Source organism: Streptomyces sp. NBC_00080, assembly GCF_045041255.1.
Taxonomy (GTDB): domain Bacteria; phylum Actinomycetota; class Actinomycetes; order Streptomycetales; family Streptomycetaceae; genus Streptomyces; species Streptomyces coriariae.
Genome location: NZ_CP108235.1, coordinates 5,856,682 through 5,878,425, shown reverse-complemented (window position 1 = coordinate 5,878,425; position 21,744 = coordinate 5,856,682). Strand labels below are relative to the sequence as shown.

General features: G+C 71.8%; 19 protein-coding genes, 1 tRNA gene and 4 pseudogenes. 12 read left to right on the top strand and 12 right to left on the bottom strand.

Annotated elements, in window-relative coordinates; genetic code table 11:
• Positions 1 to 35: 35 nt before the first annotated feature.
• Positions 36 to 1,145 (bottom strand): SPFH domain-containing protein, encoded by a 1,110-nt coding sequence (locus OHU34_RS26295; protein ID WP_142264496.1) that lies wholly within the window; start codon positions 1,143 to 1,145, stop codon positions 36 to 38.
• A gap of 142 nt (positions 1,146 to 1,287) precedes the next feature.
• The gene (locus OHU34_RS26290; protein ID WP_142264497.1) at positions 1,288 to 2,703 is read right to left on the bottom strand and encodes a peptidoglycan-binding protein; all 1,416 of its coding nucleotides are present in this window, start codon (positions 2,701 to 2,703) and stop codon (positions 1,288 to 1,290) included.
• A gap of 194 nt (positions 2,704 to 2,897) precedes the next feature.
• Between OHU34_RS26290 and OHU34_RS26285 the strand changes: the two genes are divergently transcribed.
• Positions 2,898 to 2,971 (top strand) — tRNA-Lys (locus tag OHU34_RS26285).
• Positions 2,972 to 3,482: 511 nt separating this feature from the next.
• Here OHU34_RS26285 and OHU34_RS26280 read toward each other — a convergent pair.
• From OHU34_RS26280 to OHU34_RS26260, 5 genes are all read right to left on the bottom strand, one after another.
• A complete protein-coding gene (locus OHU34_RS26280) occupies positions 3,483 to 4,142 on the bottom strand; it encodes a class F sortase (RefSeq protein WP_142264498.1) in 660 nt (219 codons plus the stop codon).
• Between the two features lie 2 nt (positions 4,143 to 4,144).
• A complete protein-coding gene (locus OHU34_RS26275; RefSeq protein ID WP_230195626.1) occupies positions 4,145 to 4,774 on the bottom strand; it encodes a hypothetical protein in 630 nt (209 codons plus the stop codon).
• Between the two features lie 119 nt (positions 4,775 to 4,893).
• Positions 4,894 to 5,673, bottom strand: a complete 780-nt coding sequence (locus OHU34_RS26270; RefSeq protein WP_054240181.1) for an HAD-IIA family hydrolase — start codon at positions 5,671 to 5,673, stop codon at positions 4,894 to 4,896.
• A gap of 164 nt (positions 5,674 to 5,837) precedes the next feature.
• Positions 5,838 to 6,770 (bottom strand): hypothetical protein, encoded by a 933-nt coding sequence (locus OHU34_RS26265; protein ID WP_142267855.1) that lies wholly within the window; start codon positions 6,768 to 6,770, stop codon positions 5,838 to 5,840.
• 101 nt (positions 6,771 to 6,871) lie between these two features.
• Positions 6,872 to 8,137, bottom strand: coding sequence for an ROK family protein (locus OHU34_RS26260; RefSeq protein ID WP_405768590.1), 1,266 nt, complete (start codon positions 8,135 to 8,137; stop codon positions 6,872 to 6,874).
• Positions 8,138 to 8,190: 53 nt separating this feature from the next.
• On the opposite strand from OHU34_RS26260, the gene OHU34_RS26255 reads away from it, so the two are divergent.
• Both OHU34_RS26255 and OHU34_RS26250 read left to right on the top strand, forming a co-directional pair.
• Positions 8,191 to 9,336, top strand: coding sequence for a Gfo/Idh/MocA family oxidoreductase (locus OHU34_RS26255; protein ID WP_230195625.1), 1,146 nt, complete (start codon positions 8,191 to 8,193; stop codon positions 9,334 to 9,336).
• A complete protein-coding gene (locus OHU34_RS26250; protein WP_020132265.1) occupies positions 9,336 to 9,845 on the top strand; it encodes a heme-degrading domain-containing protein in 510 nt (169 codons plus the stop codon). The genes OHU34_RS26255 and OHU34_RS26250 overlap by 1 nt, the downstream gene beginning before the upstream one ends.
• A 141-nt stretch (positions 9,846 to 9,986) precedes the next feature.
• On the opposite strand, the gene OHU34_RS26245 is transcribed toward OHU34_RS26250, so the two are convergent.
• The 4 genes and pseudogenes from OHU34_RS26245 to OHU34_RS26230 all read right to left on the bottom strand — a co-directional run.
• Positions 9,987 to 10,844, bottom strand: a complete 858-nt coding sequence (locus tag OHU34_RS26245; RefSeq protein WP_142264500.1) for a fumarylacetoacetate hydrolase family protein — start codon at positions 10,842 to 10,844, stop codon at positions 9,987 to 9,989.
• Between the two features lie 133 nt (positions 10,845 to 10,977).
• Positions 10,978 to 11,679 (bottom strand): membrane protein insertase YidC, encoded by a 702-nt coding sequence (locus OHU34_RS26240; RefSeq protein WP_142264501.1) that lies wholly within the window; start codon positions 11,677 to 11,679, stop codon positions 10,978 to 10,980.
• 96 nt (positions 11,680 to 11,775) lie between these two features.
• The gene (locus OHU34_RS26235) at positions 11,776 to 12,135 is read right to left on the bottom strand and encodes a DUF6412 domain-containing protein (RefSeq protein WP_142264502.1); all 360 of its coding nucleotides are present in this window, start codon (positions 12,133 to 12,135) and stop codon (positions 11,776 to 11,778) included.
• 55 nt (positions 12,136 to 12,190) lie between these two features.
• Positions 12,191 to 12,346: pseudogene (locus OHU34_RS26230) on the bottom strand (transcriptional regulator); the annotation flags it as partial.
• Position 12,347: 1 nt separating this feature from the next.
• Between OHU34_RS26230 and OHU34_RS26225 the strand changes: the two are divergent.
• The 4 genes and pseudogenes from OHU34_RS26225 to OHU34_RS26210 form a co-directional block, all read left to right on the top strand.
• Positions 12,348 to 12,874 (top strand): annotated as a pseudogene (locus OHU34_RS26225) (MFS transporter); the annotation flags it as partial.
• Between the two features lie 171 nt (positions 12,875 to 13,045).
• Positions 13,046 to 13,801 carry a hypothetical protein gene (locus OHU34_RS26220; RefSeq protein ID WP_142264503.1) on the top strand — a complete coding sequence of 252 codons (756 nt, stop codon included), beginning with the start codon at positions 13,046 to 13,048 and terminating at the stop codon, positions 13,799 to 13,801.
• Positions 13,794 to 14,177 (top strand): GntR family transcriptional regulator, encoded by a 384-nt coding sequence (locus OHU34_RS26215; protein ID WP_020132258.1) that lies wholly within the window; start codon positions 13,794 to 13,796, stop codon positions 14,175 to 14,177. The genes OHU34_RS26220 and OHU34_RS26215 overlap by 8 nt, the downstream gene beginning before the upstream one ends.
• A 24-nt stretch (positions 14,178 to 14,201) precedes the next feature.
• Positions 14,202 to 15,146, top strand: a pseudogene (locus OHU34_RS26210) (DUF817 domain-containing protein); the annotation flags it as partial.
• A 93-nt stretch (positions 15,147 to 15,239) separates the two neighbouring features.
• Here OHU34_RS26210 and OHU34_RS26205 read toward each other — a convergent pair.
• Positions 15,240 to 16,085, bottom strand: a complete 846-nt coding sequence (locus OHU34_RS26205; RefSeq protein ID WP_405768585.1) for a class E sortase — start codon at positions 16,083 to 16,085, stop codon at positions 15,240 to 15,242.
• Between the two features lie 277 nt (positions 16,086 to 16,362).
• Here OHU34_RS26205 and OHU34_RS26200 point away from each other — a divergent pair, with 277 nt between their 5' ends.
• The 5 genes and pseudogenes from OHU34_RS26200 (at position 16,363) to OHU34_RS26180 (ending at position 21,738) form a co-directional block, all read left to right on the top strand.
• On the top strand, positions 16,363 to 17,838 hold the full coding sequence (locus tag OHU34_RS26200) for a beta-1,6-galactanase (RefSeq protein WP_405768583.1): 1,476 nt from the start codon (positions 16,363 to 16,365) through the stop codon (positions 17,836 to 17,838).
• A gap of 75 nt (positions 17,839 to 17,913) precedes the next feature.
• Positions 17,914 to 18,942 carry an SEC-C domain-containing protein gene (locus OHU34_RS26195; protein WP_405768580.1) on the top strand — a complete coding sequence of 343 codons (1,029 nt, stop codon included), beginning with the start codon at positions 17,914 to 17,916 and terminating at the stop codon, positions 18,940 to 18,942.
• A gap of 100 nt (positions 18,943 to 19,042) precedes the next feature.
• A complete protein-coding gene (locus OHU34_RS26190; protein WP_405772382.1) occupies positions 19,043 to 19,444 on the top strand; it encodes a very short patch repair endonuclease in 402 nt (133 codons plus the stop codon).
• Positions 19,441 to 20,411 (top strand): annotated as a pseudogene (locus tag OHU34_RS26185) (DNA cytosine methyltransferase). Before OHU34_RS26190 ends, OHU34_RS26185 begins: the two are co-directional and overlap by 4 nt.
• Before the next feature lie 97 nt (positions 20,412 to 20,508).
• On the top strand, positions 20,509 to 21,738 hold the full coding sequence (locus tag OHU34_RS26180) for a DNA cytosine methyltransferase (RefSeq protein WP_405768578.1): 1,230 nt from the start codon (positions 20,509 to 20,511) through the stop codon (positions 21,736 to 21,738).
• Positions 21,739 to 21,744 lie beyond the last annotated feature (6 nt).

The following is a 21,744-nucleotide window of genomic DNA, read 5'->3' as shown; positions in this document are numbered from 1 at the left end:
GCCCCCGTCGCGGCCGCCCGCGTCAAGGCCGCCCGTCACGGCCCCTGTTCCCCGCGCCCCGAGCAGAAGGCGACGGTCAGGTCCTTCACCAGCGCCTTGCGTTCGTAGTCGTCGAGTTCCACGAGTCCGCGCATGGTCAGCCGGGTCACCGTGTCCTCCACCGAGTCCACGACCGAGGTCAGCACGCTCGCCCGGTGCTGGGCGTCGAGTGCGGCGATCCGGCGGCGGTGCATCGCGGCGGCGACCTCGGGGGCGTACTCGATCCGCAGCGGCCGCACCGAGAACACCTCCAGTCCGATCGCGCCCGCGTCCTGCGCGACCCGCCGGGTCAGCACCTCCCCCGCCGCCTCCACCGAACCGCGTCCCGCTCCGGGCGTCTCCACCGGGATCCGGGCCAGGGCCGCCTCGACGCACTCGCGCAGATACGTCTCGTGGTCCTCCACGCCGAGCGTGGCCCGCGCGGTGTCCCGCACCCGCCACACCACGAGCGTCACCACCCGCAGCGCGACCCCGCTGCCGTCGGCGGCGGGCAGCGGCTCGCTGCGCCAGTGCCGCAGCCGTACGTCCACCCGGCGGCGCAGCAGCAGCGGGTTGACCCACAGCAGGCCGGTGCGCCGCACGGTCCCCCGGTAGCGGCCGAACAGACCGAGCACCCAGGCCCGTCCGGTCCGCCCGCGAGCCAGACCGCCGAAGCCGAACAGCCCCAGGGCGCCCGCCCCCGCGTACGCCGCCCACTGCGCCGGACCGAGACCGGCGCCCGCGAACTCCGGCAGCCGCAGCACCTGCGAAGCGTGCGACGGCAGCACCCCGGCCCACCAGGAGGCGGCCACACAACCGGCCGCCCCGCACATGCCGGCGAACACCCCCGCCGCGCCGGGCAGCACCCGGGCCGGCCGTTCCGCCAGGTCCGGGTCGACCTGCGCCACCGGGCGGGGCTTGGCCGGCGTCGGCCGGCGCAGTCGCGGCTGCTCGCCGGTGCCCGTCCGGCTGCCCACCACGGCCGCGCCGAGCGGCACGGGCCGCGGCTCGGGCTCGTCCCGGAACAGCAGATGGACGGGGATCTCGGTGGTCACCTCGTTCTGGATGAGCCGAGTGGGTCTGGACGGTCCCTCGGACTCGGGTGTCTGTGAAGTGGTCGTGTTCATTGCGTGCCTCCAGCCTCCGCGCCAGATACGCCATGACAGTGAGATGGATCGAGCGATCAGAGAGGGATCAGGAAAGTGACCGGGCCCCGGCAGGTCCCGAGCGGGTTTCGTGCGGCTGCCGCGCCGGGCCGCGAGAACCGGGCTACGAGAAGAGCCGCCGCCAGGTCTCCGGGCCCGGGTAGCCGTCCGCCGCGCCGCCCCGCCAGCCCTGGGCGCGCTGGAAGGCCTCGACCCCTCGCCGGTCCGCCTCGCCCCAGCGCGGTCCGGGCCCCGTCGTGTAGTACTTGCCGAACCCCTTCTTCACCAGCTGCCTCCCCAGCTGCGTGACGTACGCGTTCTGCGCGCCGGGCCGGAACATGCCCCGGCCGGGGTACGCGGGGACGCGCGGGGACGCGGGCGCGCCGGCCGCCCCGGTCGCGGGATACCCGCCGATCGCGCCGCCGGAGCCCTGGCCGGTGCCGGTCGTCGGGGGCCGTCCGGGGTCGATGTCCCTGCCCCGGCCGGAGATCAGCAGGGCCCAGGTGCTCGGGCCGGGGATGCCGTCGGCGTCGGCGCCGCGCCAGCCCTGGGCCTCCTGGAAGGCCACGGTGGCCCAGCCGTCGGACGCCGACCACCTCGGGCCCGGACCCGAGGCGTAGAAGCGCGCTCCGCCGCGCTCGACGAGGAGCCGGCCGAGCTGGGTGACGTACGGGTTGTTCGCACCGGGTCCGAAGGCCGCCCGCCCCGGGAACGGCGTCGTCGTGGCGGTACCCCCGGCGCCGGGCCTGTTCCCGCCGCCGGTGCTCGTGCCGACCTGTTCCCCGGCGCCGGGAGCGACCGTCGTGAGGCCCTTGTAGCGGTAGGGCACGTAGCGGTCGGAATTGCTCCAGTAGGCGTAGGGAGTGGTCTGCCGGCGCGTGGTCGGGCGGGTCTGCTCGTAGACGAGGTAGTAGCTGTGCGTGTAGTCCGTCCAGCCTCCGAAAATGACGACGTGCGAGCCTTTCTCGGGGTCGGACGGATTGTGGAACAGCAGAATGTCGCCGGGCTGGAGCTCCTCCTTGGTAATCCGTGTCCCGTACTGGTGGAGACTGCCCGTCCACTCGTTGCCGGACAGGTTCCAGGCCTTGGACACGAAGCCGGAGCAGTCCTGCCGGTAACCGTCGTACCAGTAGCTGCTCATGCTGTACGGGACCTCTGCCGAAACCCATTCCTTGGCCCGCCTGATGATGTCCGCCCGGGTCGTCGGGGGCGTTTTCACCGGTCCCGCCAGTCCCCCCGGCCGGGCCGGCTGCCCGGCGGGACCGTGCAGCGGCGCCTTGCCGCCCTGCGGGGTCTCGGGCTCGTCACCTGCGGGTACGCCGGGCCGGTCGGAGGTCTGCGGGGCCGCGAGGGCGGGCACCGCGTGGGCGGCGCCGAGCGCCGCGGCCGCCGCCGTGGCGACGACCACGACACGATGGGCGGCCGGGTGACCGCCGAACCGGGCGGGCGGGGAATTCGACCCCACCCGCCGCCGGGATACGCATCCGGGGCACTCGCAGTCGCTCTCCGGATCGAATTCCTCGAATACCGGAGAGCCCATGCGATTCCCCTCACACTCCAGCTGGAAATGTCCGCGACTGTGCACGTTCGCCAGTTTCTCAACTGTCTTCCCGACGCGCATGCTGACGGTCCGAATGATGTACGCGACACCCGCCCGGCCCAGCGCCGCGGCGGACCGGCGGCCGGGTGGTCCGGGGCACCCCCCAAGGTCCTGTAGAGTTATCCCGTCAGCAGGCGCCGCTAGCTCAGTTGGTTAGAGCAGCTGACTCTTAATCAGCGGGTCCGGGGTTCGAGTCCCTGGCGGCGCACAGACACCGAAGGCCCCTCGCGAAAGCGAGGGGCCTTCGTTCGTATGCGCGCCGGACCGAGCGCGGCCGGCCGGGCCCGCCATTGCCCGTGAGCCGCACCAGCACGGGCCGTGACCGGCGAATCGGCTACTCGACCGGATGACGGTGCGCCTTGCTCCAGGCGATGCGGCGGTCGAGTTCGGTCAGGAGCCCGCCGGCGGCCCAGGTGGCCTGGGGCTCGTGCCCCTGCTCGGCCAGTCGGCGCACCAGGTCGGCATCGACCCGCTGCCCGGCGATGGCTGAATTGACCCGTCTGTCCCATAACCCCCTTGTTCGACCCTGGCATGGGAGCGGCGACTCCCACGAGAGTGCCGGAAAGCGGTCGTCACCGCCGTCCACGGGGTAGAGGAACCCCACAGCCTCCCGCGCCGGTCGCCGGGCTACTCCCGCAGCCCGGGCGCGCGCGGTCGAGGACCTGCCCGGTCGGCGGTTTCGGGGGAGCGGGCCGTCGACCGGGCCAGGTGACGTCGGATCAGACGCCCGTGCCCGTCAGATACGCCGACACGATCACGTTCGCCGTGTAGCTGCGGCTCACCCGGTCGAAGGTGCCGCCGCAGGTGATCAGACGCAGTTCGGCGCGGTCCGGCTGCCGGGGGCCGTAGGCCTGGCGGGCGTCGAAGCGATCGCGCCTGACCACCTCGACGTCGTCGACGGTGAACTCGGCGACCTTCCCGTCGTCGCGGACCACCCGTACCGTCTCGCCGGCCTTGAGCGTGCTGAGCTTGTAGAAGACGGCGGGCCTGGTCTCGGTGTCGACGTGCCCGACCAGCAGGGCCGTGCCCCGGGCGCCGGGTTTCGCGCCGGCGGCGTACCAGCCGACGACGCCCGCCTGGTCGAAGGGCGGCGGGTCGATACCCCCCTCGGGGTCCAGCCCGCGGGCGACGACCGGCGCCTGCACACCCAGGTGGGGGATGTCGATACGTTGCGGCAGCGCCTGCCCCAACGGCTTCGCGGCGGGCGGCAGTTCGGCATCCGGTGGGCGGCCCACCGCGGCCATGTCACCGGTGGCCGGGGCGGATGCGCCGTGCCGTACGTCGGTCACCTCGCGCCCCCACAGCCACAGCCCGAGCAGCAGTACCGCCCAGGCCAGGCCGGTGAGGAAGCGGCCGGAAGAGCGTTCGCGGTCGGACATGCTCAATCCGTCCTGCGTCTCCGGTGCACCCCGCGGAAGACGACGGCGGCCGCGGCGACACCCGCGAGCACCAGCCCGACGACCGCCTGCGCGGTACCGGGACCATGGCCCTCCGCCTGTGCCTCGTCGGCGGCGGCGAGCGGGGCGAGGGCTGCGGTACCGCCGCCGCCGGCGTGCACCGGGGCGACGGGAGAGGCGGGCGTGGACGGCTCGTACGGCTCCGACGACCCGAAGTCCGACGACCTCGACGGCTCCGACGTCCGCGAGGACTCGGCGGGCGACGAGGCGACGACCTTGACACGGCCCTTCACCTTGAAGTCGACGCAGGTGATCTGCACGTCGTAGGTGCCCGCCCCGATCGAGGAGCGGACCCGGGTGTCGCCGACGAGCGTGCCGCCCGCGCCGGCGAGCTGCGCGTCCGCGACGAAGGCGACCGAGGCCGCGGTGGCCGTTCGGCCGCCGCAGCCGCTGACCTTCAGGGTGACCTCGGCGCCGGGTGCGGGCGTGGACGGTGTGATCGAGACGCTGCCGCCTCTGTCCCCGCTGCCTTCGCCCGAGGCGTACGCCGTCGGGATGAGCACCGCGGCGACGGCCGCGACCCCCGCACAGAGAGTGATTTTCAATGAACCCATCGTGAACCTCCAGCTAGATGGAGACTCCCCCGCCGGGGCCCGGCGCGCATCCCCGGGCGGGACATCACTGCTCCGTACGGGTGGCTCACACCGTGTTACGGGTTTCGGAGCTGCGGGTTTCAGATCCGGTCGACGAGATCCGCGATCGAGTCCACGACCTTCGACGGGCGGTACGGGAAGTTCTCGACCTGCTCGGGCCGGGTCAGCCCGGTGAGCACCAGGAACGTCTGCATGCCGGCCTCCATGCCCGCGAGGACGTCGGTGTCCATGCGGTCGCCGATCATCGCGCTGTTCTCGGAGTGGGCGCCGATGGCGTTCAGACCGGTGCGCATCATCAGCGGGTTCGGCTTGCCCGCGAAGTACGGGTGCTTGCCGGTCGCCTTGGTGATCAGCGCGGCGACGGCTCCGGTGGCCGGCAGCGCGCCCTCGGCGGAGGGGCCGGTCTCGTCCGGGTTGGTGCAGATGAAACGGGCGCCGTCGTTGATGAGCCGGACGGCCTTCGTCATCGCCTCGAACGAGTAGGTGCGGGTCTCGCCGAGGACGACGTAGTCGGGTTCGTGGTCGGTGAGGATGTACCCGATGTCGTGCAGCGCGGTGGTCAGACCGGCCTCGCCGATGACGTACGCCGTGCCTTCGGGCCGCTGGTCGTCCAGGAACTGGGCGGTGGCGAGCGCGGACGTCCAGATGTTCTCGATCGGCACGTCCAGGCCCATGCGGCGCAGCCGGGCGTGCAGGTCGCGCGGGGTGTAGATCGAGTTGTTCGTCAGGACCAGGAACGGCTTGCCCGAATCGCGGAGCTTCTTGAGGAAGGCGTCGGCGCCGGGGATCGGTACGCCCTCGTGGATGAGCACACCGTCCATGTCGGTGAGCCACGACTCGATGGGCTTGCGGTCTGCCATGTGCGGGATCTCCCTGCCGTACGCGAACGCGAGTACGCGGTGGCCGCGCCGGTGCGCGGTGCTGCGCCGGCACGCGGTTGCCGCGTGCGCCCCAGCCTAAGCACAGGCCCGATCTTGAGGGAATGGCCGGTGGTGAGGCGTCCACCGGCTGGGATGGCCTCGCTTCAACGGCGCCGCCGGGCCAGTCGGCGGGCCAGCAGCAGGGCCGTCCCGGCGGCGAGGAGACAGGCGGTGGCGCCGACGAGTACGGCGGGTGAGCCGAGGCCGGTGCGGGCGAGTTCCTCGGCCTCGTCGGCGAGGGAGAGCCGGCCGGTGTCCGCGGCGGAGGCGTTCGGGGCGGGAGTGGCGGAGGAGGTGGCGGTGGCGGAGGGGGCGTGAGTCGGAGCGGGGGTGGGGGCGGCCGGGTCCAGGCCGGGGGCGGTGCCGGGATCGGCATCGGGATCAGGGTCGGCATCGGCGTCAGGGGCGGTGCCGGGGCCGGAGCCGGCCTCGACGGCGAAGCGGTAGTCGTTCGACTGTCCGACCCAGTCGCCGTCGTCACCGTGCCGCTGGACGACCGCCGCGTTGGCCGTGATGTCGTTGGGCGCGGTGTCCGAGGTGAGGGCGAGGCGCAGCTTGACGGTGAGGGTCCGGCCGGGGCCCACGGTGAATCCGGGAAAGCCACCGGCACCGTCGGCCTGCCCGTCGGCCTCCCCGGCGGCGGGGGCGTCGGTGGGACCGCCGGTGGGCCCCTCGGTGAAGGCTCCGACCAGTTCGTCCTCGTCGGTGGGATCGAAGTGGACCGGGTGCGGTTGTCCGTCGGCGTAGAACTCCAGGCGCGCCTGGGACGGCTTCAGGGTGCGCCCGGTGTCGACCAGGACGACGACCGGGTGGATCCCGTCACAGGTGAGGCGGGTGGTGTTGGTGAGGTCGAGATACCAGATGCCGTAACCACCCCCGGCCCGGTAGGAGTCCGGACCCCCGTGCAGCCGGGTGGTGAGGGGGAAGTCCGCGCCGTCGGGACCGGCGCAACTCGGGCCGGCCACCGCCTGGGCGGGCGCGGGGAGCAGGGCGGCGGCCACGGCGAGGCAGAGGGAGACAGGCGGGCACAGTCGCATGAACACGTGAGCCTGCACGAGGGAACCCGCCCAGCAGCGACGGCACACCGTACGACCGTACGAATCCCCTCGTTCGGCGGAGGCGGCTCCGATCGGTCTGCTCAGCCGTCCCGCCGTCCGAACACCGGACCCAGCAGCAGCTGTGCCGCGCCCTCCGCGACGGCGCGGGCCCCGCCGGGGGCGAGACGTACCGGCACGGCGCCCTCCCGCGATCCCTCGCGGCGCGCATGGGCCTCGAGGACGACGGCGACCCCCCGGACGAAGGGCTCCGGTGCGGCCATGATGGTGCGCCCGCCGAGCAGGACGGCGTCGATGTCGAGCAGGCCGGCCAGGTTCGCGGCGCCCTCGCCGAGCACCCGCGCCGCCTCGGCCACGTCCCCCCGGTCCATGGCAGCCAGGCACAGCGCCTCGACACAGCCCCGGTTGCCGCAGGAGCAGAGCGGCCCGTCCAGCTGGATGACCTGGTGCCCGAACTCCCCCGCGCCGGTGCGGGCACCCCGGTGCACGACGTCGCCGATCACCAGACCGGCGCCGAGGCCCGTCCCGAGGTACAGACAGGCGAAGGAGCCGCGTTCGCCGCCGACGGCGAGGCCGAGCGCGGCGGCGTTGGTGTCCTTGTCGACCACCACCGGCACGCCGAGCCGGGCCGCCAGCACGTCCCGCAACGGGAAACCGTCCCACTCGGGAAAGCCCGTGACCCGGTGCAGCACCCCGCGCGTATGGTCGAGCGGACCCGGGAGCGCCACCCCGACGCCGAGCGGAGCCGCGAGGGCGCCGCTCCCTAGGGCCTCCGACAGGACCTCCGTCACCTCGCCGAGCAGCGCGTCCAGGACCGCCTCCGCCCCGGCGCCCAGGGACAGCGGGGCACGCCGCTCGCCCACCACGCGTCCGTCGAGGTCGACCAGCACCACCCTCAGTTCGTCCCGGTCGAGGTGGACGCCGACCGCGTGACCGGCCTCGGGGACCAGCCGCAGGACCGTGCGCGGCTTGCCGCCGGTGGACGCGCGCCGGCCGGCCTCCGTCGCCAGTCCCTCCTCCCGCAGCCGGGCGGTGATCTTGCTGACCGCCTGTGGGGTGAGACCGGAGCGTTCGGCGAGCTCCAGCCGGCTGATGCCCTCGGGCCCGGCTGTGCGCAGCAGGTCGAGCACGAGCGCGGCGTTGTGGCTGCGCAGGGCCAGCAGGTTCACGCCCGCGGCCCGGCGCGTCGCGGCATCCGCCGGACGCTCGGGCGCGCGGCCGGTTTCCGGACCCGGCTCATGGTCCGGCGGGAGTCCCCATGCGGACCCCGCGCCGGACCCCGTCGCGGGCTCCGCCCCGGACTCCGGCGGGCGGTCCGTGTCGCCTCCGTCGTTCGTCCTCTTCACCATGCCATTGTCCCTCGCGCTTGCACTTTGGCAACAGCGTTGCCAAAGTGGTCCGCATGACTGGACGCACGACTGACGACACCGGCTCCGAAACAGGCCCCGACACCGGCACCGGATCCGGCACCCACCCGGCCGTCGCCCCGCTCCGCGTGGGCCTGATCGGCTACGGCCTCGCGGGCTCCGTGTTCCACGCCCCGCTGATCGCCGCGACCGAGGGCCTCGCCCTCGACACGGTGGTCACCTCGAACCCCGAGCGGCAGGAGCAGGCCCGCGCCGAGTTCCCGGACGTACGCGTCGCCGCCACCCCCGACGACCTCCTCGCCCGGGCCGACGAGCTGGACCTGGTCGTCATCGCGTCCCCGAACAAGACGCACGTCCCGCTCGCGACCGCCGCACTGAAGGCCGGGCTGCCGGTCGTCGTCGACAAGCCGGTCGCCGGCACCGCGGCCGAGGCGCGCGAGCTGGCCGCCCTCGCCGAGGAGCGCGGACTGCTGCTCTCCGTCTTCCAGAACCGCCGCTGGGACAACGACTTCCTGACCCTCCGCAAGCTGCTCGCCGAAGGCGAACTGGGCGACGTATGGCGCTTCGAGTCCCGCTTCGAGCGGTGGCGGCCGCTGCCGAAGGGCGGCTGGCGGGAGTCCGGTGACCCCGCAGAGATCGGAGGTCTCCTCTACGACCTCGGCAGTCACCTCGTCGATCAGGCGCTGGTGCTGTTCGGCCCGGTGGTCTCCGTCTACGCCGAGGCGGACGTCCGGCGGCCGGGCGCGGAGACCGACGACGACACCTTCATCGCCCTGACGCACGCGAGCGGTGTCCGCTCCCACCTCTACGCCTCGGCGACGACGTCCCAGCTCGGCCCGCGTTTCCGGGTGCTGGGCTCGAAGGCGGGCTATGTGAAGTACGGCCTGGATCCGCAGGAGGCGGCCCTGCGGGAGGGCGCGCGGCCGGACGGCACCCCCGGCTGGGGCACCGAGCCGGCGGAGCTGTGGGGCCGCGTCGGCGCCGGGGAGTCCCCGCTGACCGGCGGCGGACGACCCGAACAGACCCTCCCCGGCGACTACCCGGCCTACTACGCTGCGGTGGCCAGGGCACTGATCGACGGCGGACCCAATCCGGTGACCGCCGCCGAGGCGGCCGCCGCCCTGGACGTACTGGAGGCGGCCCGCCGTTCGGCACGAGACAAGGTGGCGGTGACGCTGTAATGGGAACCCACCAGATGACCCCGAAGTTCACCCCGGAGATCACCCCGACCCTGGAGGAGCTCCAGGCCCAGGAACGCCGGCTGGTCTTCCGCCAGTTCACGAACGACGACGCGTGGGAGCTCGGCTCACTGCTGGTGGAGCTGGCCCGCGAGCGCCAGGCGCCGGTCGCCGTCGACATCCACCGGGCCGGCCAGCAGCTCTTCCACGCGGCCCTTCCCGGTTCGACGCCCGACAACGACGCCTGGATCGCCCGCAAGCGCCGGGTGGTGGAACGCTTCGGCGCCTCCTCCTACCTGGTGGGCTCCCGCTTCCGCGCCAAGGGCACGACGTTCGAGGACTCCTCCCGCCTCGACCCCGACGAGTACGCGGCGCACGGCGGCTCCTTCCCCGTCAACGTGGAGGGCGTGGGCATCATCGGCGCCGTGACGGTGTCGGGCCTGCCCCAGCTGGAGGACCACCGGTTCGTGGTCGAGGTGCTGGAACAGTTCCTGGAGAAGTACCTGAACTGACGCGCCCGCAGGGGCGCGGGTGAAGCGCGCCCGACGGGGCGCGGGGAACTGCGCCCGCAGGGGCGCGGGGAACTGCGCGACCGGCCACGGACCGGCCCGCAGCCGACAACCGACCCGGTTCCCCGCACCCCGGCGGAGCGCTTACGCGTCCTTGAACTCCTGGCGCTGGCGTCCGAGCCCGGCGATCTCCAGCTCCACCACGTCCCCGGCCCGCAGGTACGGCTTGGGCTCCGGCTCGCCCAGGGCGACCCCGGCGGGCGTCCCGGTGTTGATGACGTCCCCCGGGTAGAGCGTCATGAACTGGCTGACGTACCGGACGACCTCCCCCACCGGGAAGATCTGCTCACGCGTGGTCCCGTCCTGCTTCAACTCCCCGTTGACCCAGAGCTTCAGGGAGAGGTCCTGCGGGTCGGCGACCTCGTCGGCCGTCACCAGCCACGGGCCCAGCGGATTGAACGTCTCGCAGTTCTTCCCCTTGTCCCAGGTCCCGCCCCGCTCGATCTGGAACTCCCGCTCCGACACGTCGTGCGCGACGGCGTATCCCGCGACATGCGCGAGCCCGTCCTGCGCCGACTCCAGGTAGCGGGCCGTGCGGCCGATGACGACCGCCAGCTCCACCTCCCAGTCGGTCTTGAGGGACCGGCGCGGCACGAGGACGGTGTCGTAGGGACCCACGACCGTGTCCGCCGCCTTGAAGAAGACGACGGGCTCGGCGGGCGGCTCGGCGCCGGTCTCCCTGGCGTGGTCGTGGTAGTTCAGCCCGATGCACACGATCTTGCCGATCCGGGCCAGCGGCGGCCCGATCCGCAGCCCGGTCGCGTCCAGCACCGGCAGCTCCCCGGACTCGGCGGCCTCCCGGACCCGGCCGAGCGCCTCGTCGTCGGCGAGCAGCGCCCCGTCGATGTCCGGGACGACCCCGGAGAGGTCCCGCAGGGCCCCCTCGGGGTCGAGCAGCGCGGGCCGCTCCGTTCCCGCCGTACCGACTCGCAGCAGCTTCATGGTCACTATCTCCCTCGATCGCGGGGCACCCGTCCGATGGGTGCAGCCATCGGAGGACTGGTCGATCCTCCAAGCTCGCGATTCGGTCCGCAAGCCCCCGTTCACGGACTGGACCGTCACCTGCTCGGGGCCCTCACCTGTACAGAACCGCCCGTTCGAGCGCGCTCCACGTCGTGCTCGTGATCACGTACAGCGCGGCGGCCAGCGGTACCACGGCCACGGTGACCAGCGTGAAGAAGGACAGGAACGGCATGACCTTGGCGATCGTGCCGACCCCGGGCAGCTCCTCACCGCCGCCGACCTGGGGCAGCGGCACCCGCTTCGCCCGGACGAAGTTGAAGGAGGCGACGGCCGCGACGACGGCGAACAGCCCGAGGTAGACCAGTCCGGCCGCGCCGAACACCCCGCCGCCCGCCAGCGCGTCCGCCCAGCGGTCGCCGAGGGGCGCGGCGAACAGCCGATGACCGAGCAGGCCGTTGTCCTCGCCGCCGATCGAGGAGCTGGAGAAGAGGTGGTAGAGCAGGAAGAAGGCCGGTATCTGGCAGAGGCTGGGCAGCAGTCCGGACAGCGGCGACACCTTCTCCTCGGCGTGCAGTTCCAGCACCGCCCGCTGGAGTTTCTCGGGGTTCTCGGAGTGCTTCCTGCGCAGTTCGGCGATCCTCGGCTGCAACGCCGTACGGGCCTTCTGGCCGCGGGCGGCCGCGCGGGACAAGGGGTGCACGAGGAGTCGTACGAGTGCGGTGAACAGGACGATCGCGGCGGCCGCCGCGGTCGCGCCGAACAGGGGGTCGAGCAGGTCGGCGAGCCGCTCGACCAGACTGGCGAAAACGGACATGGGTGGGGAGCCCTCCGGGGGTCTCGTCGTGCCGGGAAACGGGATGACGGCATGACGACCCGCGCGGGTCACCCACGTGAAAGGTGGAGAGCGGCCCTACGCGACGGTCGTCGGGAGGGCGTGGCCGGGCGCCCTGGGCCGGCGGCGGCCGGAGGCGTCGGGGTCGCGTTGCGGCAGGAAGGCCGTACGGCGGGCCCGGTCCCTGATGGCCGTACGCACCCGGGTGGGCGGGACGGCGGGAGCGCTGCGCGCGGCGACGAGGGTGCAGACGGCCAGGGCGGAGCCGGCCGCGGCGGTCGCGGCGAGCGCGACGGCGGCGGAGAGGCTGCCGGCGTCCAGGAGGACGACGTCCAGGAAGAGGAGGAACAGGACGAGGGCGGGACGCGGGACGAACCGACTGCGGATCACTCTCTCCCCCCTTCCCTCCCCGGGCTCCCCGGCGCTCTCCGGTGCCATTTGGCGCCCTGGGACGCTCTTCGGCTCCGGTCTCTGTCTGTTTGTCTGATGTCGGTTATACCTGACCGGCCTCGATCGGCTCCAGCAGCCGTTTGGGCTTCAGCAGCGCCCGGCTGACCGGATCCGCCGGATCGGGGTCGAGCCCCGGCCCCGGCACCATGAGGACGTCCGGGACCGGTACGACAGTTCCGCAGGTGGGACATTCGCCGTACGGAACGTCCCCGATGGCCACCGCCTGGCTGTTCCTCCTCTGGTCCGGCCTGTCCTTCGTGGTCGCCCTCCAGGCCCGCCGGCCGGCAGGCCGGGTCCCGACCCGGGTCCAGCTCGCCCTCGGCCTCACCCTGCACGCGGCGGGCGTCCTGACCATGCTCGGCGCGGTGCACGCGAGCTCCTGGCACCGGATGCTGCCGGGTCTCGTCCTCGCCGGTATCGGCAGCGGCCTCCTAACGCGGCGCTGCCCCTGCCGGCGGTCGAGTCGGTGCCGGCGGCACGCGCGGCGATGGGATCGGGCGCGCAGCAGACACTGCGCTACGTCGGCTCGTGCGCCGGCGTGGCGCTGACCATCGCCATCGCCACCGGAACGGGCGGCGGGCTCGCCCACGGCACCGACGTGGCGATGACGGTGTCGGCGGGCCTGGCGATCCTCGGGGCGGTGGGCGTGCTGGGTGCCCTGGGCGTGGCGCGCACGGCGGCCGCGGCGAGGGGCTTGGCCACGTCGGGTTCCCGGGACCGGACCTGACGGGGCCGACGGCTCACGGCTGACGGCTGACGGGTGACGGCTGACGGGTCTGACGGGTCTGACGGACAGTCACCCCCGAGCCGAGTACTTGTATCAACTCATTGACACAAGATCCGGCTCCCGGCATCTTGTACTCACCACTTGATACAAGTACTCACCGGGGGACCCGACATGCTGGACACCGTTCCACCTGAGCGACTGCTCGCCCGCGCCGACCTCTGCGCCCGCTGGGCCGGGCTGACCCTCGGTGCCGTCGTCGCACAGCAACTGGCGGTGCGGGACAGCGACGACGGCGCCATGACCTTCCTCAGCGCGGTCACCGCGTTCGGACTGTGCGCGGTCGGCGGCGTGCTGCTCGGCGACTCCCTCACCCCCGCCCCCCTCGAAGCGGTCCGCACCGCCAGCCTCGCCCCGCGCCGGGTCCGCGACCACGTACCGCCCCGGATGGCACCCCTGCTGCTCTTCCAGACGGCGTGCCTCGTCGTCCTCCTCGCGATCGGGGCCGCCGCGGCCTCTCCCGACACCATGGGCCGGGCGGGCCGGGCCGTCACCGTGACGTGCCGGGGCGTGACCAGACCCCTCGGCCCCTGGCCCGGCATCTTCTACGCCACCCCGATCCTCGCCTCCCTCGCCCTCGGAACCGCCGCCTGCGTGTGGGCCCTGCGTCGCATCGCCCACCGCCCGGGCGAGAACCAGCAGCGCCACGACCGCTCGTGGGCGATCACCGCGGCCTGGGGACTGCTGGTCTCCAGCCAGCTGCTGCTCGTCCTCGGCATGATCGGCAGGGTGCTGTCCCGTACGACCTGCGCCGGCATGCTGGGCAACGTCACCGCCCTGGTGATCTACCCCCTGGGCCTGCTCAGCCTGTTCTCGCTGGGCTGGTGCCTGTTCACCATCGTGATCCCCCGGGCCGTCGGCGATGAGTGAACCCGCGGTCCGTGTGGACACCACGAGCCAGGTGCCGCCGTTCGAGCAGATCCGAGCCCAGCTCGCCGCCCTGATCGTCACCGGCCGACTGACGGAGGGCGAACGCCTGCCGACCGTGCGCCAGCTGGCCTCCGACCTGGGTCTGGCGCCGGGAACCGTGGCCCGCGCCTACCGCGAGCTGGAGGCCGCCGAGCTGATCCGCACCCGTCGGGGCGCGGGCACCCGGGTGGCGGCGCCCCCGTCCGAGCCGGCCCGTCCCGACCCCGACCAACTCGCCACTCTGGCTCGCGACTTCACCTCCTCCGCCCGCGCCCTCGGCGCGGACACCGAGGCCGTCCTGACCGCCGTACGAGAGGCACTGGAGGAAGGGTCGTAAACCGGGGCGGCAACCGAGGCCGCGATGCCACGGGCGCAGACCCGCGACGCACCGCGCAACCGCCGCCCCCGCCACACCGCTCTACATGACCATGCACAGGACGACCACGCACGGAGCTACCACGGGCAGAGCGACCAGGGGCGAAGCGACCAGGGCGCGGCAACCGCAGCATGCGGAGCAGCCACGGACGCGACGGGCATACCCGTGACAGCCGCTGACGGAACGGCCACGCCCGGAACGGCCACAGGCGCGATGGCCACGCCCGGAACAGCCGCAGGCGCGACGACCGCGCGCGGGATCAGACAGCGGGCAGAAACGTTCGCTCGGCAGTTGGTGCGCTTCGGCCTGCTCCAGGCGCGCTGCTGCGCGTTCGCGGTCGCGCTGCTCGGCGGCATGGCCGTCTCGACACTCCTCCCGTCCCTGCCGGTGACCCGCTACGACCTGCTGCTCGCCTACGGCGTGCTGCTGACCGCCGTCGGTTTCCTGCTCGGCTGGGAGACCCGGCGGGAGGTCGCGGTCGTCGCCGCCTGCCATGTGCTGGGGCTCGCCTTCGAGATGGTCAAGGTGCGTGTGGGGTCGTGGAGTTACCCCGAGCCGGGACTGGCGAAGATCGCCGGGGTGCCGCTGTACGGAGGCTTCATGTACGCGGCCGTCGGCAGCTATGTCTGCCGGGCCCGGCGACTGCTCGACCTGGCCGTCACCGGCTACCGCGCCCGCGCCACCGCCGCGCTGGCCGTGTTGCTGTACCTCAACTTCCTGACCCATCACTGGCTGCCCGACCTGCGACTGCCCCTCGGCGCCCTGCTGCTGGCCGCGACCACGGGAACCTGGGTGCACTACACGGTCGTCGAGCGCCGGCACCGGATGCCCCTGGCGGTGTCCTTCGCGCTGATCGGCTTCTTCCTCTGGCTGGCGGAGAACATCGCCACGTACCTCGGAGCCTGGAGATACCCGTACCAGCTCCACGGCTGGGAACCCGTGTCGGTGTCCAAGTGGGTCTCCTGGGCCCTGCTGATCAGCGTCACCTTCGTCATCTGCGGGACCGGGCGGCGCGACGGCGCGCTAGCCCCGGGGCAGGGTCGCGACGAGCCTGCCCCAGACGACCAGGCGGTACCGGGAGGTGTACTCGGGCGTGCAGGTGGTGAGGGTGAGGTAGCGGCCGGGGGTGTCGTAGCCGTAGGCGGGCTCGGTGAGGGAACGGGGCACGGGCCGGATGACGCCCGAGTCACGGGGTGAGGTCTGCGGCAGGATCTTGTCGACGAGGTAGGTGTAGGTCGCCTTCCTGGTCGCCACCTCCACCTTGTCGCCCTTCCTGAGGCGGTTGAGATAACGGAAGGGCTCACCGTGGGTGTTGCGGTGCCCGGCGACCGCGAAGTTGCCTTCCTGACCCGGCTGTTCGGTGCCGGCGTAGTGCCCGACGTACCCCTTGTTGAGCACGTTCTGCTTGCTGGTGCCCTCGGCGACGGGGACGCGGAGATCGAGCCGCGGGATGCGGAGCACGGCGTAGGCCTGAGAGGAGCGCGGCTCGACGGACGACGCGTTCGCCCCGCCCTGCCCGGTGCCACCGCCGGATACCGAAGGCGCACCCCCGGCCTCGTCGGCCCCGTCCCCGGTGGCGGGGCCGGTCCCGGGTTCGCCGCCGGTACCGCCGGAGTCACCGGTGCCCGTGACGGCCCCCCATTCGCGCTCCAGCGCCTCCACCCTCCGCTCGGCGCCGTCCTTCGCCTCCCGGTTGGTCCACCACAGCTGATGCGCGACGAGGAGCAGCACCAACACCCCTGCCGTGACGAGAACTTCGGCACCGCTCCAGAGCACCCGCCGGTAACGGGCGTGCCGCCGCCTGGTGCTGTGCTGCACAAGGGGGATCCGCTGCCCGAGAAAGCTCCGCCGTACGAGGGGAATCCGCACGCGGGCACCATAAGGGGAGGGGGACAAGGTCTCCAGACCCGTACATACACGGCCCGTTCCCACCCCGCCCGTTCGTCCCCTCGAACCCCTTCCCAGCCCTTTCTCCACAGGTTTGAGAAAGGGCTGTCACAACTCTCGACAACACCACGGACCGCACCCGATGCTTCGTGACGCACTGAGCCTCCAGTGCGCTCACGCACCCGATCGCCGCCGGCAGGGACAACCGGGAGTCGATCGGAACGAGCCGATTGCTCCACGTGATCGAAGCGGAGAAGTGATGATCCGACGCAGGACACTGCTGGCGGCCACGGGCGGCGCGCTCTTCGGGAGCGCCCTCGCGACGGGCACCGCCCACGCCGACGCGACGATTTCCGTCAACCCGTCGACGACGTCCGGAACCTGGGAGGGCTGGGGCACCTCCCTCGCCTGGTGGGCGAACGTCTTCGGCGCCCGGGACGACTTCGCCGACATCTTCTTCACGACCAAGTCGGTGTCCTACAACGGCAAGACCCTCCCCGGTCTCGGCCTCAACATCGCCCGCTACAACCTGGGTGCGTGCAGCTGGAACACGGTCAGCGGCGCCGGCATGGTGGCCTCCGCCAACATCCCGGGGTTCAAGCAGATCGAGGGCTACTGGCAGGACTGGAACAACGAGGACCCCACCTCCTCGGCCTGGGACTGGACGGCGGACGCGGCCCAGCGCGCGATGCTCCAGAAAGCGGTGTCGCGCGGCGCGACGACCGAGCTCTTCGCCAACTCCCCCATGTGGTGGATGTGCTCGAACCACAACCCCTCCGGCGCCTCGGGCGGCGGCAACAACCTCCAGACCTGGAACTACCGCCAGCACGCCTCCCACCTGGCGGCGGTCGCGCTGTACGCGAAGTCGAACTGGGGCGTGAACTTCGCGACGGTCGATCCCTTCAACGAGCCGTCGTCGTCCTGGTGGACCGCGACCGGCACGCAGGAGGGCTGCCACATGGACGCGACCGTCCAGTCGGCCGTACTCCCGTACATGCGCAGCGAGTTGGACAAGCGCGGCCTGACCGCGACGAAGATCTCGGCGTCGGACGAGACGAGCTACGACCTCGCCCGCACCACGTGGAACTCCTTCTCGTCGACGACGAAGGGGTACGTGAACCGGGTCAACGTGCACGGCTACCAGGGCTCGGGCGGCCGCCGCGACCTGCTCTACACCGACGTGGTGACCACGGCCGGCAAGGCGTTGTGGAACTCGGAAACGGGCGACAACGACGGCACCGGCCTGTCGATGGCGAGCAACCTGCTCTACGACTTCCGCTGGCTGCACCCGACGGCCTGGGTCTACTGGCAGGTCATGGATCCGTCGGCGAACTGGGCGATGATCGCGTACGACGCGAGCACCCTGGCGGCGGGCGCGGTCACCACCAAGTACTACGTGATGGCCCAGTTCAGCCGGCACATCCGCCCCGGCATGACGATCCTCGACACGGGCGTGAGCTACGCGGCCGCGGCGATCGACAAGACGGCGAAGCGGCTGGTGATCGTCGCGGCGAACACCTCCACCTCGGCCCAGACCCTGACCTTCGACCTCTCCCGCTTCACGACGGTGACGGGCGGCTCGTCGGGCCTGGTCCCCCGCTGGAACACCGTGACGAGCGGCTCGGGCGACCTCTACACCGCCCGCTCGGACACCTACCTGAGCGGCAAGACGATCAGCGTGCCGTTCGCGGCGGGCGCGGTGCAGACGCTTCAGGTGGACGGGGTGACGATCTAGGGAGCGCGAGCCGGGGGTCGGCCCTGGCCTGCACCTATCTCCTTTTTGTCAGCGGCGGGCAGTACGGTGTCGTGCATGCGCCCCGACACGCCTGCCGAGAACGTCGACCACACCGCCGAAGCGGCACGCCTGGAGCGGACCGCCGGTCTGTACCCCGAGGACGCGGAAGCCCTGCTGTTGCAGGCCGCGGCCCACCTGGAACTGGCCGGCGATCGCCCCGCCGCGACGACCTTGTACGACCGTCTCCTGTCCTCCGCGGAGGGTCCGGAGAACCTGGACGCCCCCCACCTGGTCCGCGCCCTGAAGGCCGCCAACCTGTGGGAGTACGGCCACGAGGCCGAGGCCCGGGCCATCATCGACGGCATCCGGGCCACGGCCCCCCGCGACCCGGCCCCCTGGGTCATCGTCGCGGAGTCGCTGGAAGCCCACGACGAGCTGGAGGCGGCGCAGAAGACGTTCACGGAGGGGGCGACCCTGCTCCTGGCGGACGTGCCGGAACCCCCGCACGCCGCCCACCCGCTGCTCTTCGGCCGCCACCGGGTACGCCGGATGCTGGGCGCGGCGCACGACGAATGGGACCTGCTGGCGGACACCCTCCACTCGCTGCCCGTCTCCCTGGACGAGCTCCACGACCCCAAGCGCGTCTGGTCCCTGGGCTCGGACAACCCGGCGGAACTGGAAGCCGAGATCTCCCGCCTCCGCGCGGAGCTGGGCGCGTACCGGGAGGAACTGTCCCGCCCTTTCCCGGTCGCCGTCCTCCACTGGCCGGCGGACGAACTGGCGGAGCTGATCGCCGCGTACCCGTCCCTGTCGGAGGAGTACCCCTCCCACGGCGAGCACCTGGCCGGCATAGAGGCGTCCCTGACCGAACTGGCCGCCTCGGGCACGGCCAACCTCGGCATCGTCACCGGCACGGTCCCGTCCTACGAGGCCTTCGCAGCCTCGGAGGGCACGTCCCCGGCCGACACGGACCTGCTCCCGCAGTACGCCACGACCTTGGCGGCCCGCGGACGGGCTGTGGGGTGGCCGCCGGAGCGGGGGGCTGCTTGCTGGTGCGGGTCGGGGAACAGCTACGAAGCGTGTCACGGCGCCCCGACGGCCTGATTCTCTGCGCAAGACGATCATCGACCGTGACCACACGCATTCTTGAGGCGAGACGACAGTGAACAGCGTGACGCCTTCCTCTCCCGGCGTCTCGGCCCGCATGAGCAGGCAGGCGAGCAAGGACACCGGTGTCGAGCTGGCGGTACGACGTCTGCTCCACGCGACCGGCATGCGCTACCGCGTGGAGTACCCCGTCCCCGGCATGCCGCGACGGCGGATCGACGTGGCGTTCCCCCGGGCGAAGGTGGCGGTCCTCATCGACGGCTGCTTCTGGCACGGCTGCCCGCTGCACGCCACCCACCCCAAGTCGAACGCGGAGTGGTGGCGGACCAAGCTGGAACGCAACATGGCGCGGGACATGGAGACCACGGAGCACCTCATGGCCGCCGGGTGGGAAGTCCTGCGGTTCTGGGAGCATGAGGCTCCGGAGGATGTGGCCCTTCGCATCGCGGCGGCGGTGACGCACCGAAGGGCCCAACGGGGACGGGTGACGAATCGATGAGCCGGCTGACCTTTGTCGACGTGTGCTCAGGGGCGGGTGGGCTCGGCCTGGGACTGGAGCGGGCGGGCTTCGAGCCGACACTGCTCCTGGACGAGGACGCCAACGCCTGCCGGACCCTACGGACCAACCGACCGTAATGGAATGTGCTGCAAGCGGACCTCATGGACCTCGACCCCAGCGAGCACCCGGAAAGCTACGACGTAGACCTGCTGTCCGCGGGACTGCCCCGGGTGAAGTCCAACGCCACGGCCGCCAGGACGGAGTCGGGCGAGGAGGAACGGCTGCTGACGGCCGCCGTCTACCTCGCCCACGCCGTCAGGCCTCGGGCCCTGCTCCTCGAGAATGTGCCCGCCCTCGCGGACTCGGACAGGTTCCACGACTTCCGTGAGTTCGCCCGGGCCGAGCTGGAGCATCTCGGATACGAGTTCAGCTGGTTCGTCCTCAACGCCGCCGACTTCGCAGGACCGCAAGAGCAAGCAGGGGATTCTGGTGGCTCAAGAAGGGGTGGTTCTCCTCGTTCCGGTCCCCCTCCCCCACGGTGACGGACCATGTGTCGGCCGGCGAGACCCTGGCATCCTCCATGCGGTCGGCTGGTTGGAGGGACGCCGACCGATGGGCGGCCCAGGCGACCTCGGTCGCTCCGACACTGGTCGGTGGGTCGAAGAATCGAGGTGGAGCCGACCTGGAGCCTGCCGGAACCAAACGAAAATGGGAGAAAATGGGGGTGAACGCTCACTCACTGGGCGACGAGATCCCCGGACCGGACTTCGTGTGGTCCCCGGAGCTCGGCAAGGACGGCATGGTGCGGCTCACAGTGAACCAGGCCGCTCTGCTCCAGGGCTTCCCGAAGGACTGGGAGATCGCCGGAAGGAAGACGGCCCGCTACCGGCAGATCATCGGCCACGCCTCCCCGCCGCCGGTGGGCGAGGCGCTCGGGTTGGCGAGCGCCCACGCACTCCGTTCCTGAACGAAGAACTTCCTGGTCAGAGCAGAAATCGCGGGCCCTCCACCGGCCTCACGATACGGACGTAGGCACCTTCCCCGGCCGGCTACACTTTCACCTCATGGCCCGAGCACCTCATCCGGACGCGAAGCAGGATCCGCCCGTCATCGTCGATCTCTTCGCGGGACCGGGTGGCCTGGACATCGCGGCAGAGGTACTCGGAGTACCCAGCATCGGTGTGGAGTGGGAGAAGTCGACCCGAGCGACCCGGCACGCAGCCGGTCTACGCACCACCGAAGTGGGCGACGTGGCGAAGGTGAACCCACTCGACCCCGAAGTTCGCTCGGCCAGCGTCCTCACCGGGGGTCCGCCCTGCCAGACCTACTCGGTGGCGGGCAACCGAGAGGGCCACAAAGCCCTCGAAGAGGTGATGGACCTGGCCGAGATCGTGGGGAACGGCAAGAGCATCGAGGAGCTGGAAAAGGCTTGGGCCGAGGTGGAGCGGAGGGCCCACGAACTGGCCTGGGCCGACGAGCGCACCGGGCTCGTGCTCCAACCGCTTCGGTGGATCGTCGAGAAGAAGCTCAAGGCCGACCCCTACGAGGTGGTGGTGCTGGAGCAGGTCCCCACCGTCCTCCCCGTCTGGAAGAAGTATCGCGAGATCCTTCGCGAACTCGGATATGACGCCGACTGTCACATTCTGCACACCGAGGAGTACGGGGTGCCACAGACGCGTCGTCGCGCGGTGCTGATCGCCCGATACCAGGGGGACGGCAGGGGCCAAGGTGTCGAGTTCCCGCCGCTGACCCATCAGCGCTATCGCAAGGGGGCGAAGCGCCTCCCTGCGGTTCCGGAACCCACGGTGCGGACACAGGCCCTCCAGCAGAGCCCGCTCTTCGACCCCCCGGCGCCAGCCGCCCAGTCGGTGAAGCCATGGGTCTCCATGGGTGACGCGCTCAAGGATTCGCGTTCCACGGACTTCGTGGTCCGCTCCAACTACGGGTCGGGCGGTGACCCCAAGAAGCGAGGACTCCGCGCCTCCGACGTGCCGTCCGCCACCGTCACCGGCAAGGTGCGCCGCAACACGGTGTTCGGCCTCAAGGGCTTCAACGCGGACGGCGAGCCCGAACTGGGTCCGGAACAGGACCGTTTCACGTTCCGCGAGGTCGGTCTGCTGCAGACCTTCCCGGTCGAGTACCCCTGGCAAGGCACCGACGTCGCACAGCAGATCGGCAACGCGATCCCGCCGCTCCTCGCCCTCCACGTCCTGTGCACGGCACTGGGACTGGACGAGAGCCGGAAGGAACGAGCCATCGAGGCGCTGAAGTCCTGGCGCCCTCCCCACCTGTAGGACGAA

What these genes read in the sequence shown, in the direction of transcription:
- OHU34_RS26295 (WP_142264496.1), bottom strand. Translation starts at nt 1,145, where the DNA reads ATGAACACGACCACTTCACAGACACCCGAGTCCGAGGGACCGTCCAGA.
- OHU34_RS26290 (WP_142264497.1), bottom strand. Translation starts at nt 2,703, where the DNA reads ATGGGCTCTCCGGTATTCGAGGAATTCGATCCGGAGAGCGACTGCGAG.
- OHU34_RS26280 (WP_142264498.1), bottom strand. Translation starts at nt 4,142, where the DNA reads ATGTCCGACCGCGAACGCTCTTCCGGCCGCTTCCTCACCGGCCTGGCC.
- OHU34_RS26275 (WP_230195626.1), bottom strand. Translation starts at nt 4,774, where the DNA reads ATGGGTTCATTGAAAATCACTCTCTGTGCGGGGGTCGCGGCCGTCGCC.
- OHU34_RS26270 (WP_054240181.1), bottom strand. Translation starts at nt 5,673, where the DNA reads ATGGCAGACCGCAAGCCCATCGAGTCGTGGCTCACCGACATGGACGGT.
- OHU34_RS26265 (WP_142267855.1), bottom strand. Translation starts at nt 6,770, where the DNA reads ATGCGACTGTGCCCGCCTGTCTCCCTCTGCCTCGCCGTGGCCGCCGCC.
- OHU34_RS26260 (WP_405768590.1), bottom strand. Translation starts at nt 8,137, where the DNA reads ATGGTGAAGAGGACGAACGACGGAGGCGACACGGACCGCCCGCCGGAG.
- OHU34_RS26255 (WP_230195625.1), top strand. Translation starts at nt 8,191, where the DNA reads ATGACTGGACGCACGACTGACGACACCGGCTCCGAAACAGGCCCCGAC.
- OHU34_RS26250 (WP_020132265.1), top strand. Translation starts at nt 9,336, where the DNA reads ATGGGAACCCACCAGATGACCCCGAAGTTCACCCCGGAGATCACCCCG.
- OHU34_RS26245 (WP_142264500.1), bottom strand. Translation starts at nt 10,844, where the DNA reads ATGAAGCTGCTGCGAGTCGGTACGGCGGGAACGGAGCGGCCCGCGCTG.
- OHU34_RS26240 (WP_142264501.1), bottom strand. Translation starts at nt 11,679, where the DNA reads ATGTCCGTTTTCGCCAGTCTGGTCGAGCGGCTCGCCGACCTGCTCGAC.
- OHU34_RS26235 (WP_142264502.1), bottom strand. Translation starts at nt 12,135, where the DNA reads ATGGCACCGGAGAGCGCCGGGGAGCCCGGGGAGGGAAGGGGGGAGAGA.
- OHU34_RS26220 (WP_142264503.1), top strand. Translation starts at nt 13,046, where the DNA reads ATGCTGGACACCGTTCCACCTGAGCGACTGCTCGCCCGCGCCGACCTC.
- OHU34_RS26215 (WP_020132258.1), top strand. Translation starts at nt 13,794, where the DNA reads ATGAGTGAACCCGCGGTCCGTGTGGACACCACGAGCCAGGTGCCGCCG.
- OHU34_RS26200 (WP_405768583.1), top strand. Translation starts at nt 16,363, where the DNA reads ATGATCCGACGCAGGACACTGCTGGCGGCCACGGGCGGCGCGCTCTTC.
- OHU34_RS26195 (WP_405768580.1), top strand. Translation starts at nt 17,914, where the DNA reads ATGCGCCCCGACACGCCTGCCGAGAACGTCGACCACACCGCCGAAGCG.
- OHU34_RS26190 (WP_405772382.1), top strand. Translation starts at nt 19,043, where the DNA reads ATGAGCAGGCAGGCGAGCAAGGACACCGGTGTCGAGCTGGCGGTACGA.
- OHU34_RS26180 (WP_405768578.1), top strand. Translation starts at nt 20,509, where the DNA reads ATGGCCCGAGCACCTCATCCGGACGCGAAGCAGGATCCGCCCGTCATC.